This is a genomic window from Streptomyces sp. NPDC059564 (assembly GCF_042735575.1).
Classification (GTDB): Bacteria; Actinomycetota; Actinomycetes; order Streptomycetales; family Streptomycetaceae; genus Streptomyces.
Map to the genome: position 1 here is coordinate 6667 of NZ_JBHWBP010000133.1, position 12473 is coordinate 19139.

A 12473-nucleotide genomic window follows, 5' to 3' on the forward strand; every position below is an offset into this window, starting at 1 on the left:
TCGGCCTTGCCCCGGACGCTGTGGCCGGGCTCAGGGGTTCGCTGGCGGACCTCTGGGACACCGTCTTCCAGAAGATGGACAGGAACGATGACGGCGGGGTCGATCGGCAGGAGTTCAGGACGTCGTTCCGGGCGCGGATCGTCACGGACCAGAACAGGATCTGGGAGCGGATCAGGAGCATGAGCAATGCCTGGACCGAGCTCGGTGACCGCGACGGCGACGGCATGCTGAGCCGCGAGGAGTACACCTCTCTGCTCCACGGCATGTTCCGCCTGCCCCGCGAGACCTGCGACGAGGCGTTCAACCGGCTGGACGTAGACGGTGACGGGCAGCTGAGCCGTGACGAGATCAGCTCCGCGATGAAGGAGTACTACACGAGCGAGAACTACGAGGCCCGCGGAAACCAGTTCTTCGGCCGGCTCTGAGTAGTGCGGCAGGGGGCCTCCGCGCCCCCTGCCCGCGGTTGCTTCCCCGGAGCCGATCCGTATCGCGTCCCGGCTCGTTGACTGGAATCGGAAGCCGATCCCTCACGACTTACTGGAGGACCTCTTGATGGCCGATGCCGCACTGCCGGTGATCGTTCTCTCCGACTCCGATCCGCTCCGCCGGCACGAGACGGCCGAGCTGGTGCAGAGCTGGTACCGCACGTCGTTCCGCGTGCTGCAGGTCGGAGGCCCGGCGGAGGTGGTCCGCGCGCTGAGGTCGCTGGCCGACCGAAAGGTACCCGTCGCGGCCGTGCTCGCCGATGAAGCCCCCGACCCCGGTGCCGGGCACCCGGGCGTGCGCTGGCTGTCGCTGGCCGAGCACTCCGGCGTCGTGCCCGACGCCCCTGCCGGGGCGGTCCGGAGCGACGAGATCCCGGCCGCGGACCTTCGGGGCGCGCTCGACGACTCCCTGTGTACGTGGAACGCCGACTGCCAGGGTGATCTGCCCACCGCCGAGGTGCGCGGCAGCCGCTCCTCACCCGCCGCCTACGCGGTACGCGATTTCCTCGGCCGCAGCGGCGTGATCTTCCGCTGGCTCCGGGAGGAGGAGGACGTACGGGATGCCCCGGTGACGGTCCGCCTCGGCGACGGCACCGAGATGGTGAACCCTTCGGTCAGCGAGCTGGCCGAGCGGCTCGGACTCATCCGGCCGGCCGGGCAGGACCACTACGACGTCGCGGTGATCGGCGGTGGCCCCGGAGGTCTGTCCGCGGCGGTGTACGCCGCCTCGGAGGGCATGAGCGTGGTCGTGATCGAGGACGACGCGCCCGGCGGGCAAGCGGGATCGACCTCACGGATCGAGAACTACCTTGGATTCCCCGTGGGCCTCACGGGTGGTGATCTCGCCCAGCGCGCCCTGCAACAGGCCCGCAGGGCCCGCGTCGAGTGGCAGCCCACCCGGGTGGCCAGCCGGGTGACCCCGACGGGCACGGGCGACCACACCGTCGAGTTCGTCAAGGCGGGTACCGATGAGACGGCGTCGGTGACAGCGGCCGCGGTGGTGGTCGCCACGGGCGTGGACTGGAACCGCCTGACGGCTCCCGGCGTCGACCGTCTGCTCAACTCCGGCGTGTACTACGGAGCATGCTTGTCCGACGCCCCCTCGGCTGTGGGGGAGGACGTGTACATGGTCGGCGCGGGAAACTCGGCCGGCCAGGCCGCCCTCTACTTCGCGCGCTACGCCCGCACCGTCACCTTGCTGGTACGGGGCGCGGACCTCGGCGCTTCCATGTCGAGCTACCTGGTCCAGCGCATCGAGCAGACCCCGGGCCTGCGCGTCCTGTTGGGCACCGAGGTGGCCGAGTGCCTCGGCGGGACCGCTCTCACCGGGCTCAGGCTGCGGTCCCGCGACGCCGGAGAGCGAACCGTCTCCGCGCACAGCCTGTACGTCCTGATCGGCGGCCACCCTTCGACCGACTGGCTCGGCGGCATGCTGAAGCTCGACGGCCGGGGATACGTGCTGACCGGAAGCGGCGGAGCCGGCCCGGACGCGCTGCCGATGGAGACCAGCGTGCCCGGCGTGTTCGCCGTGGGCGACGTGCGGTCCGGATCCGTCAAGCGGGTCGGCGCCGCCGTGGGCGAAGGGGCCGCGGTGGCCCAGTGCCTGGTCGAGTACCGGCGGAGGCATCCTGAGCGCTTCCGGGATGCGCGAGCGGCCTGCGTCTTCTGACCGGCACCGACCGGATGCCGTTACCGTCCAAGCGGTAACGGCAGTGCCGCCAGGTTGCTGTTCCGGCCCCTCGCCTGGTGAGAGAGGGACGGCGCGGTCAGCCGGTGCGTACTTGAGTCTCCTGACCGGCGGTCAGGAAGTCGGCGATCCGGCGGTTGGTCTCCGCGGGCGCGGGCCGCGACCTTCGCCGCGTCGTGGGCGCCGCTGCGGCCGGCGAGCAGGACCAGGACCGGGACGCTCAGTGGTGTGGGGTCCGTTCGACGCCGAACGTCAAGAGGCAAGCTGATGCGCTCTCACATGGCTTTGACGCACAGCACCCAGTACGGCTGCCGTGTGGATTTCAAGATCGAGGAGTTGGTGTCCACGACAGCGCCGGGGACGCGGTCGCACTCGGCATAGTCGTTGGTTCCGTCGATGCGTTTCACTACGACGTAGTGGCGGTTTCCGGGCGCCCGGAACGGCAGCGCGCACAGTTCAGTCTTGGCCACGTCCGCATAGCTGTACCCGTACTTCGTGCGGTCCGCAGTCGTATCGAACCAGAGGCAGTCTCCCGCCGTCGCATCCTGCACATCGCCACCGAGCAGCGTGTACAAGCCGATGTACGCGAATACCAAGGGGATTCCGAACAGAAGTACACCAACAAGACCTCCCCCAATGCGTCTGGCCAACCGGGCGCGGGGTTTGTCGGCATCGGCGGCTTGGATGGCCGACTGAGCGGCACGCGGTGCGTTTTCCAGAGCGCCAGGTGACTCAAGTGGATGGTGTGGCGGCGGAACGGACGGCTGGGAGGGGAGCCCGCTTGCCGCAGGGATGGTGGGCGCGGACGGGAGCGGCGTCGTGCCTTGTGCTGTGAAGGGCCGGGTTCGGGCGGCTGTTGGCGGTGCCTGCTCGGGGGCGTGGTCCAGTTGTCGTAATGCCTGGGAGAGGGCGTCGGCATTCGGGTACCGCTGCGCTGGGTTCTTGCTCAGCAGGGTGAGTACGAGATCGTCCCAGGCGGGTGGTACGTCCACCGACACCGAGCTTGGCGTGGGGGGCTCCTGCGTGAGGTGTGCCGAGAGGTAGCCGACTGTGTCGGGGGCCTGGAACGGCAGCTGACCTGTTATCAGCTCGAACAGCAGGCAGCCGAGCGCGTACAGGTCGCTGCGTGGTTCCGGGAAGCCGCGCGCTTGTTCGGGAGCCATGTACGGAGGGCTGCCCACGATGAAGCCGGTCTGGGTGAGCCGGTCCGCGGTCGCGTAGGGGTCGGCTGCCCGCGCGATGCCGAAATCGAGGACTTTCACGATGCCGGACGGCGTGATGAGGATGTTGGAGGGCTTTATGTCCCGGTGCGTGATTCCGGCTTCGTGCGCGTGGGCCAGCGCATCGCATATCTGTGCGCCCCATCGGGCTGCGTCGAGCAAGGTGACAACGCCTCGGTGCAGCATCGTGTCCGGGCCCTCGCCTCGGATCAGCTCCATCACCAGGAACGGGGCCCTGTTGGCACCGGTGTCGGACTCGCCGAGATCGTGGATGGTCACGATGTTGGGGTGCTGTAGCCGGGCGGTGATCCGTGCCTCGCGCAGGAACCTGGCGCGCGCCACCGTGCCGTGGCTCCCGCCACCGGCGAGCAGCGAGATCACCTTGACCGCGACGATTCGGCCCAGCGACTCGTCCTGCGCCTCCCACACTTGTCCCATACCCCCCTCGCCGAGCTGCCGCACCAACCGGTAACGGCCTCCAAGGACCTGGTCTCGCACTGCCGCGCCTCCCCGTTTCGATCATTGCTGCCCTCTCGCCAGCGAACCGGCGCCCTGAGATCATGACGCGACCGCGAGAGCAGCATGCTCCATACGCAGAAACCTGCCAGACGGCAGATGTGTGCGCCAGGAAGGCCACTGCGGTTGGGATCGGCCGTACATCCCAGGTGCGCCACCGACGGGCGCTCCGGCTCAGTGAGCGTCGCCCACCCCGGCCCGGTACTCCTAGCGCGTCGGGATGAGTCATCGAATGCATCTGTGCACCACGGGTGTTGCACCGACTGTGGTCATACAGACTGTTTCTGAGCTGCGTGAACTTGAACCGCTCGGCCGCGGTGCCCCGGAGAATGGTTGGCGACTTCGACTGCTCCGGAGAGGACGTCGAACGGGACCGGGTGACCCGCACCGGCTGCTTGATCCGGACCGAGCGGGTCCATCACGAGGAGGTTTCTGAAAGACTTTGGTACGGCAGTATCCGACATGGGCGCAGGGATGCCCGAGGGGCAGGAGGCCCGGTGTGCAGCCGATAGTCGTCGTGCTGATCTTGCTGGGGCTGTTCGTGGTCATAGCCCTGATCAAGGCAATTCATGTCGTTCCGGAGGCCAGCACCGCCATCGTGCAGCGGTTCGGACGCTACACCCGCACCCTCAACGCGGGCCTCAACATGGTCGTCCCGTTCATCGACTCGATCCGCAACCGGATCGACCTGCGCGAACAGGTCGTCCCCTTCCCGCCGCAGCCGGTCATCACCCAGGACAACCTGGATGTCATCATCGACACCGTCATCTACTACGAGGTGGTCGACGCCCGTGCCGCGACCTACGAGGTGTCCAGCTACATCCAGGCGATCGAGCAGCTCATCGTAACCACCCTGCGCAACATCGTCGCCGGCATGGACTTGGAGCGGACCCTCACCTCTCGCACGGAGATCAACGCGGTCCTCCGCGGCGTCCTGGGCGAGGCGGCCGGCAAGTGGGGCATCCGCGTGAACCGCGTTGAGCTCAAGTCCATAGAGCCGCCCCGCTCCATAACGGAGGCGATGGAGAAGCATTTGCGCGCCGACCGGGCGAAACGCGCAGCCATCTTGCAGGCCGAAGGAGTGAGAGAGGCGGCGCTGCTGAAGGCTGAGACGGAGCGGGATGTGGCTGCGATACTGGCCCGCAAGGACGGGACGACTCGTATCGCACCGCCGACGCCAGTCGAGGTGGCTCCCCGGCTCGGGCATCAGCCGCTGCGGGAGGACGACCCCCGCCGTATCGGCCGATACCAGTTAACCGCGAGGCTGGGCCAGGGAGGGATGGGGACGGTATTTCTCGGACGATCCCCTGGCGAGCGCATCGTCGCGGTCAAGGTCATCCATACTGAGTTCGCCGCCGACCCGACGTTCCGGCAACGGTTCGCCCGCGAGATCGCAGCCGCACGCCGCGTTGGCGGATTTCACACGGCTGCCCTTGTTGACGCCGACGCCGACGCCGAACACCCTTGGCTTGTCACCGAGTACATCCCGGGCCCGTCGCTCCACGATGTTCTCAAGGAGCACGGTGCACTGCCTCCCAGGACACTTCATATCCTCGCTCTCGGCATCGCCGAGGCGCTTGAGGGAATTCACTCCTGCGGCATCATCCATCGTGACCTCAAACCCAGCAACATCATCGTGTCCACAACGGGCCCGCGTGTCATCGACTTCGGTATCGCTCGTGCCTTTGACAGCACCGCGCTTACCCGCACCAACGTCGTTGTAGGCACGCAAGGGTTTCTCGCCCCGGAGCAACTCGCGGGTTCAGTAAGCACCCCCGCCACCGACCTCTACGCCTACGGCATGGTGCTGTGCCACGCCGCCGGAGCTGTGCCCTTCCCGGACGGCGAAAACCTTGAGTCAGCCCTCGAACTGCTGCCATCGACCCTCGTCAACGTCATCACCGATTGCCTCAACCACAACCCCACTCAACGCCCGACCTGCACAGAGGTACTGGAACAGCTCGCCCAGATCCACCAACAGGCCGAGGGCTGGCTGCCACCCCCCATCCGTACGATGGTTGATCTCCACAACGCACTCACCGCCTAACCCAGGCCGTGACCACCACCGTGGCCGGCCCCGGCCATCCGTGGATCAAGGTAGAGCTCGGGTCGGCATGGGCAGCGACGACGTCCTCGTCGCGGAGATCAGCGCCGATACCGTCATGGACCGAGGCTTCTCTCTCCCTCCTACGCATGGCTTCCGCGGGCCTGCTCCCCATGGTTTCCCCAGTCCAGGCCAAGTGGTCGAGGATGATGCCGTGCGTCATTCCTCGTACTGGATGCCGTGGGGGGCGGCGACGAGGTTGAGCTTGGCGGGATTGAAGGTGCCGTCGGCGTTGTGGGCGGCGGGTCCGGCTTCGGACAGGTCCTCCAAGTAGCACTCCCAGCCGCCGGGTGAGGAGACCTGGAGCACGCGGGGCGGTACGTCGGTGGCGCGGCTCAGCGCGTGCGGAACTCCCTTGGGCAGGAGGATGAACGAGCCGGCGGGAACGGTGAGGTCTTCGCCGTCGAAGTGCACGCCGAGTTCGCCCTCCAGGACGTAGATCATCTCGTCCGCGAGGTGGTGGATGTGCCGCGGAATGTCGCGGACCAGGGTGACCTCCATCAGAGACAGGCGGCCTTCGGTGTCCTCGGTGCGCGCTTTGACCTGGAAGGGCGGGGGCAGAGCGACGCGGCCGGGCCTGCGCTCGCCGGGCAGCAGCTTGATGAATCGATCACGTGACATGACGGTCCTGTCTCTCTCGGAATCGGGGAGATGGTGTGTGCCGTGTGGCGGTTCACCGGTCGGGGTCGGCGGCTTGGAGGACCTCGGCCAGCCGGGTCAGGGCGGCCACGACCCGCTCACGGTCCTCACCGAGGCCGGCCAGCAGCTCGACTTCACGCTCCAGGAGCCGGGGGAAGAGCGTGTCGATGGCCCGCGCGCCCGACTCGGTGATGACGACCTCCACGGACCTGCGGTCCGCCGCGCTGGGAGTGCGCCGGATGTAGCCGCGCTCCTCCAGGCGGGCCAGACTCTTGCTGACCGCCACTCGCGAGATCCCCAGGTGCGAGGCCAGGCGACGGGCGATGACCGGCCCCGACGCGTGCCGCAACGGAATGAGCAGATCCAGCTCCGGCGCAGTCACCGGCGCCGCCTCATGCAGCGGACGCAACGCCCGCTCGTGCAACATGTGCACCCGCCGGATCAGCCCGATCACCTCCATAGGGGAGGTGTCCATGCCCGGATGCCGGGCAGCCCACCGCGCACGCATGTCCTCTACGGAAGGAAGCACACCCAACCAATCGTTAACTAGTGAACAATTGGTTTCACTATAGGCCACTCGGGCAGCATCCGGGCAGGCCGTGCGGCAACGAGGCCGGTTGCGGCGGCCAGTAGGTCCAGCAAGGCCTCGCTCTCGTCGGCCTTGGCCCCGGTCAGAGCAAAGACGACGGGCAGGCCGTGGAGGGTCTACGCCTGGTGCAGACGGCTGGGTAGCGGACGTCGAACGCAACACGCCCGAGGGCTCGACCCCGGTCGCCGCCTCACGAGTGGCCCATCAGTGGTGCAGCGATAGCGAGACTCTGCGCAGCGTGAAGTTGATGTCGGTGATCTCAACGACGACTTCGTCGCCGACCTGTGCGAGCGATGCGACGCGGCCGGTGTCGCCCTTGTTGAACTCGGACTCGTGCAGCAAGCCCTCGATGCCCTCATGCACTTGGACGAAGAGGCCGAACGGGATGACCTTGGTCACGCGGCCGGTAAGGACGCGGCCGAGGTGAGTACGAGCGAACCCCTTGAAGGGGTCGGACTGCAATGCCTTCATCGAGAGGGACATGCGGACCCGGTCCAGGTCGATGTCCAGGACCACCACCGTGACGTCCTGGCCCACCTCGACCACGTCCGCCAGGCGGTCGTAGTGCCGCCAGGACACTTCCGCCGCGTTTACCAGGCCATCGACACACCCGCCGAGATCCACGAACGCGCCGAAATCGGCCAGGGAAGACACCACACCCCTGCGGACCTGCCCCTTCTGCACAGTCCGAAGGAAAGCTCGGCCGGCCTCGCTGGTTGCGTAGTCCATGCCGTTCAACCTCTCACTTGGTCCACAGCGTTGTGTGCGAGTTCGACATACCGGGACCGTATCCGCTGGCAGCCACCTCTGGGGGCTCCGCAACCGGTTGGAGCGTGGAGGGTCAAGAGGCGTCGGCGTCGGCGTCGGCGAGGTGGGTGCCGCAGGCGGTGCAGCGGAAGGGCATGGCGCTTGCCCGCTCGCCGAGGTGCATCGTGCCAGCCGTCCATACGCAGGTCGAGACGGAGCTGGTCGAGGGCCTCGGGGCGCGCTGCCAGTTCGGCAACCCGCTCGCCGTGACCCGAACAGCCCGTCCCGCTGGCCCCCTATCTGTACATCAGCCCCTGACGGGCTGGTTGCGCGGCGCGCAAGTGGCATCAAACCCCTATCAATCAGGCGAGTTGATGATCTGCACGCCCTAAGTCCCGTGCCGTGTATGAACTTTTCATGAACGGCCCAACCGTGAACGCGGTTTGATCATCTTCCCGGCCGAGCCCGTCACCGCCCCCGAGGTGGCGGCTCGCGATCGAGGAGGTCCGCATCCCCTATGAGGCTGCCCCGCAAACGCCGCGCGGATCGCACCGTTGGTACGGACGACACCGGAAGCCTGGAGCGGACGGAAGGTCCGCAGCGCAGACGGCGCCCTACGGGCCGAGCGAAGGGCCGCAGGAGAGCCGGCCGGAAGGCCCGTCGCCTCCGTATCGACTTCCCCCGGCGCGGCCGGCGGGGCTGGCGGCGCTGGACGCCCTCCTGGAAACTCACCTCCGGCCTGTTCCTGCTCTTCGCCGGCGCCCTCGCAGGCCTTTTCACCGCCGTCTACATACAGGTCGAGATCCCGAACCCGCACGACTCCGCGCGCCGGCAGGCCACCGTCTACTACTGGGCGGACGGCAGCCGGATGGTGAGCGTCGGTGATGTGAACCGGCAGGACGTGAAGCTCTCCGAGGTGCCCGAATCCGTCCAGCGCGCCGTCATCGCTGCGGAGAACGCGGATTTCTACAGCGACTCGGGCGTCTCGGTGACGGGCATCGGCCGCGCCGCCGTCAACATCGTCAAGGGCAAGGAGACCCAGGGCGGCTCGACGATCACCCAGCAGTACGTGAAGAACACCTATCTGAGCCAGGACCAGACCGTCCAGCGAAAGATCAAGGAACTCTTCCTCTCCATGAAGGTCAGCAACCAGCGCCCCAAGGCGGAGATTCTCGAGGGGTACCTCAACACCTCGTGGTTCGGCCGCGACGCGTACGGCGTCCAGGCGGCCTCGTACGCGTACTACGGGATCCCCGCCAAGGAGCTGAACCCCAGTCAGGGCGCCCTGCTGGCCGCTGTCCTCAAGGGCGCGGAGAGCTTCGACCCGTCCCTCAGCGCCGGCAACCGCCAACGCGCCGAGGACCGCTGGAGCTGGATTCTGGACCGCCAGGTCGAAACGGGTTCGATGAGCGCCGAGGAACGCGCGAAGTACACGCAGTTCCCCGAGCCGAAGCCTCCCGTCAAGCCGACCAGCCAGGCCGGGCAGATCGGCTACCTCGTCGACATCGTCAACAAGTCACTCAAGAGCCGCAGCGGGATCACGGACAAGGATCTGGCCGCCGGCGGCTACAGCGTCCACACCACCTTCGAGAAGGACAAGGTGCTCGCGCTGACCAAGGCCGTCGAGCAGGTGCGCGCGGAACGACTGGACCCGAAGAACCGCGCGGAGGACGAATACGTGCAGGTCGGCGCCGCCTCGATACGCCCCAAGGACGGAGCGGTCGTCGCGGTCTACGGCGGCTCCGACGCGATCGAGCACTTCACCAACAACGCGGACACCTCAGGCGTGCCTGCGGCTTCGGCGTTCAAACCCTTCGTGTACGCCGCCGCTCTGGAGCAGGAGCTCGAAGGCGGGGAACGCCCCGCCGAGGGCGCTGACCCGGACCCCCTGAAACCCAAGGCGTCAGGGCCGTCGATGGCATCCGTGGGCCTCCACGCGGCCCTGGTGGCCTCCGACCACACGCCGTTCGTGGAGATCGGCAAGAAGATCGGGCTGAAGAAGGTCAAGGAACTCGCGGTCGCGTCGGGACTGCGTGAGGAGAGCATGGCCAAGCTGGAGCCGACCTTCTCCATTGGTACCTCAACCCCCAGCGCCGTCCGGCTGGCCAGCGCCTATACGACCTTCGTCAACCAGGGCCGGGCCACCGAGCCCTACTCGGTGACCAAGGCCGAGCGGAACGGCGTCGCGTTGGAGGGCCTCGGCCAGCCCAAACCGCGCCGGGCCATGAGCTCCGAGGCGGCCGCGACCGTCAGCGCGGCGCTCCGCCAGGTGAGCTGGAGCGCCGTCGGACCGCCGAAGGGCCAGCGGACCGACTCCGTGTCCTGGGCGGGCAAGACCGGTCCGAACGACCGTATGAACTCGGCCTGGTTCATCGGTGCGACGCCGCAGCTGAGCACCTCGGTCGCGATGTTCCGTACGAAGCCCGACGTTCCGCAGCTGCTGCCCATGCAGGGGGTGGGCGGCCCCGATTCCGAGCGGGGCAGCGCCTTCCCGCCGCTGATCTGGAAGGCCTACAACGAGGTGGTGGTGCCTACGCCGTCGAACCCGGCGGATGGTCCGCAAGACCGCCCGTGACGGCCACGTAGCCCGGGACGTTCATTGGGCCGCGGTCACGGGGTACGGAGACTGGTGGTGTACACGTCCGTACGGTTCTGCGGTGCGTCGGAGTGGGTCTCGGTCAGTACCGCCCGTACTCCCTTGCCGTCCGCCACCAGGCCTTGGTAGTCGCCGAGGAAGTAGCCCCCGGCGAACGGCGCCTGCAGCCAGTCGAAGACCCGCGAGATCTGTCGTTCGGAGCGGAGCCGCGGGTCTCCGTGCGGCAGCGTGGCCAGCTGGTAGGCGGTGGGCAGGGTGGTGGTGTCGCCGGGCTCCAGGAAGCGCAGGTCGTAGTAGGTGAGCGCGACCGTGCCCCGTTCGTCGACCGCGATCGACGGGGAGAAGGCCGGCACGCCCTGCGGGCTGATCAGCTCGGGGGTCCCCCAGGTGCGTCCGCCGTCGGTGGAGCGCACGAGCTGGACGGAGTCGAAGCTGCCGCCGGAGAAGTCCGAGCCCTCGTAGGCCATGTACAGCGTGCCCGTCTTGGGGTCGACGGCCGGGCTGGGCAGGGTGGCCGCGGCGCGCAGTGGCTTGGTGGGGTCGTTCGGGTCGACCTCCGGTACGGAGGTGTCCCGGGCCACGGTGGTCGGGGCGCTCCAGGTCTCTCCGGCGTCGGTCGAGGTGACCACCGCGTAGTGGGCTTCGGTGACGGTGCTCAGATCGTCGGCGTAGGTGATCTGGTCGAAGAAGTCGTACAGGGTGCCGGTGCGGCGGTCGACGACGATCAGGTGGCCGATGGTCTGCGTGTTCGGCACGGCGCTGGTGTCGACGAACGGCCGGGCTTTGGTCCAGGTGCGGCCGCCGTCGCGGGTGAGGGAGATGTAGCCCGGACCGTCGAGGGAACTGGGGCCGGGCGGGTCGTTGTCGAGGCGGTCCCACACCTGGTAGGCGGTGCCCTTGCGGATCGGGTCGGCCGTCAGGGAGGGCTTGTCGTTGAAGAACGGCTGCTCGTCGACGTGCGTGGTGGTGAGGTTCCGCCAGGTGCGGCCGCCGTCGCGGGAGGTTGCCGCCAGGAGGGCACTGCGCGTGCTCTTCGTGAAGTCGACGCCCTCCCCGCCGGCGTAGACGGTGCCGTCCGGTCCGGTGCTCACCCAGGGGTCGGAGGCCCGTTCGAAGTCCGCGCCGCCCGGGGCGCACAGGCTGAACGGCAGCGTGCTCCGGTGGAAGGTGTGGCCGTCCGTGGTCCAGCCGGCCGCCAGGCCACGGGCGGCGCCGTCGTTCCAGCGGTCCTGCTGGAACACGGTGACCACGCGCTTGGGGTCGCGCGGATCGACGGACAGGTACGGCTCGACCTCGGTGCCCGGGTAGACGACGCTGTCGGGGGACCTCGCGCCGATGGTGCAGTCCGCGTACGGGTCGCCGTGCGACACCCTGATCAGCGGTGCGCCGTCGGGGTCGGGGTTCCGGTCTGCCGCCGCGGGAGTCGTGCCGGTGACCGCGACCAGCAGGAGCGCGGCGGTGGCGACAGCGGTCAGGGGCGGGAAGGCGCGCATACGGGATCTCCTCCGGGCCTGGGCGGCCGGGGTGCGGGACCGCCGCCGTCGGGGCGGCCTGGGGCGCGGAGGGGTACGGGAATGCGGGGGTGGGGCGACTCCGCTTGATCCTTTTCGGCGTCGTGGGCGGTGCCCTTGATGGGCCGAACGGCGGAGTCCTTCCCGGCGTCGTCGAGGAGCGCGGCGTGGCCGACCGGCGGAGCACCGTGCCGGTCGGCCTGTTGGCCGTGCTGTTACCGCGCCTCGTCGACGACCGGGCGGCGCACGGGGCACGGGGCCCGTGCCTGCTGTTCGGGGTGGCGGTCAGGGTGCGGGCGGTGGGCCGGGCTCAGTTGCGTGAAGTGACACCCCACACCCCACAGCCCACAGTCCACACCGCGGCCGCCCGCTCGGTGAG

Annotated in this window: 9 protein-coding genes and 3 pseudogenes; 6 read left to right on the plus strand and 6 right to left on the minus strand. The window is 68.4% G+C overall.

Annotated elements, in window-relative coordinates; translation table 11 throughout:
* A partial coding sequence (locus ACFV0Q_RS22195) for an EF-hand domain-containing protein (protein ID WP_385007915.1) occupies positions 1-425 on the plus strand: 425 nt, incomplete at its 5' end.
* A 127-nt stretch (positions 426-552) separates the two neighbouring features.
* Complete coding sequence (locus ACFV0Q_RS22200; protein ID WP_385007917.1) at positions 553-2154, plus strand: FAD-dependent oxidoreductase; 1602 nt, start codon at positions 553-555, stop codon at positions 2152-2154.
* 293 nt (positions 2155-2447) lie between these two features.
* On the opposite strand, the gene ACFV0Q_RS22205 is transcribed toward ACFV0Q_RS22200, so the two are convergent.
* The gene (locus ACFV0Q_RS22205; RefSeq protein ID WP_385007919.1) at positions 2448-3890 is read right to left on the minus strand and encodes a protein kinase; all 1443 of its coding nucleotides are present in this window, start codon (positions 3888-3890) and stop codon (positions 2448-2450) included.
* 517 nt (positions 3891-4407) lie between these two features.
* On the opposite strand from ACFV0Q_RS22205, the pseudogene ACFV0Q_RS22210 reads away from it, so the two are divergent.
* A pseudogene (locus ACFV0Q_RS22210) lies at positions 4408-5076 on the plus strand (SPFH domain-containing protein); the annotation flags it as partial.
* 90 nt (positions 5077-5166) lie between these two features.
* Positions 5167-5955: pseudogene (locus ACFV0Q_RS22215) on the plus strand (serine/threonine-protein kinase); the annotation flags it as partial.
* A 216-nt stretch (positions 5956-6171) separates the two neighbouring features.
* Here ACFV0Q_RS22215 and ACFV0Q_RS22220 read toward each other — a convergent pair.
* From ACFV0Q_RS22220 to ACFV0Q_RS22235, 4 genes and pseudogenes are all read right to left on the minus strand, one after another.
* On the minus strand, positions 6172-6633 hold the full coding sequence (locus ACFV0Q_RS22220; RefSeq protein ID WP_385007921.1) for a cupin domain-containing protein: 462 nt from the start codon (positions 6631-6633) through the stop codon (positions 6172-6174).
* 52 nt (positions 6634-6685) lie between these two features.
* Positions 6686-7126, minus strand: a complete 441-nt coding sequence (locus tag ACFV0Q_RS22225; RefSeq protein WP_385007923.1) for a MarR family winged helix-turn-helix transcriptional regulator — start codon at positions 7124-7126, stop codon at positions 6686-6688.
* A 107-nt stretch (positions 7127-7233) separates the two neighbouring features.
* Positions 7234-7356: pseudogene (locus ACFV0Q_RS22230) on the minus strand (IS982 family transposase); the annotation flags it as partial.
* Between the two features lie 88 nt (positions 7357-7444).
* Entirely contained in the window at positions 7445-7969 is a 525-nt protein-coding gene (locus ACFV0Q_RS22235) for a S1 RNA-binding domain-containing protein (protein ID WP_385007925.1), read from the minus strand.
* Positions 7970-8504: 535 nt separating this feature from the next.
* Between ACFV0Q_RS22235 and ACFV0Q_RS22240 the strand changes: the two genes are divergently transcribed.
* Positions 8505-10562 carry a transglycosylase domain-containing protein gene (locus ACFV0Q_RS22240; protein WP_385007927.1) on the plus strand — a complete coding sequence of 686 codons (2058 nt, stop codon included), beginning with the start codon at positions 8505-8507 and terminating at the stop codon, positions 10560-10562.
* 35 nt (positions 10563-10597) lie between these two features.
* Here the strand turns inward: ACFV0Q_RS22240 and ACFV0Q_RS22245 are convergent, their stop codons facing one another.
* Positions 10598-12076 (minus strand): sialidase family protein, encoded by a 1479-nt coding sequence (locus ACFV0Q_RS22245; RefSeq protein WP_385007929.1) that lies wholly within the window; start codon positions 12074-12076, stop codon positions 10598-10600.
* A 104-nt stretch (positions 12077-12180) separates the two neighbouring features.
* Between ACFV0Q_RS22245 and ACFV0Q_RS22250 the strand changes: the two genes are divergently transcribed.
* Positions 12181-12473: hypothetical protein (locus tag ACFV0Q_RS22250; protein WP_385007931.1), on the plus strand; the 293-nt coding region annotated here is incomplete at its 3' end.

What these genes read in the sequence shown, in the direction of transcription:
- ACFV0Q_RS22225 (WP_385007923.1), bottom strand. Translation starts at nt 7,126, where the DNA reads ATGGACACCTCCCCTATGGAGGTGATCGGGCTGATCCGGCGGGTGCAC.
- ACFV0Q_RS22245 (WP_385007929.1), bottom strand. Translation starts at nt 12,076, where the DNA reads ATGCGCGCCTTCCCGCCCCTGACCGCTGTCGCCACCGCCGCGCTCCTG.
- ACFV0Q_RS22200 (WP_385007917.1), top strand. Translation starts at nt 553, where the DNA reads ATGGCCGATGCCGCACTGCCGGTGATCGTTCTCTCCGACTCCGATCCG.
- ACFV0Q_RS22240 (WP_385007927.1), top strand. Translation starts at nt 8,505, where the DNA reads ATGAGGCTGCCCCGCAAACGCCGCGCGGATCGCACCGTTGGTACGGAC.
- ACFV0Q_RS22220 (WP_385007921.1), bottom strand. Translation starts at nt 6,633, where the DNA reads ATGTCACGTGATCGATTCATCAAGCTGCTGCCCGGCGAGCGCAGGCCC.
- ACFV0Q_RS22235 (WP_385007925.1), bottom strand. Translation starts at nt 7,969, where the DNA reads ATGGACTACGCAACCAGCGAGGCCGGCCGAGCTTTCCTTCGGACTGTG.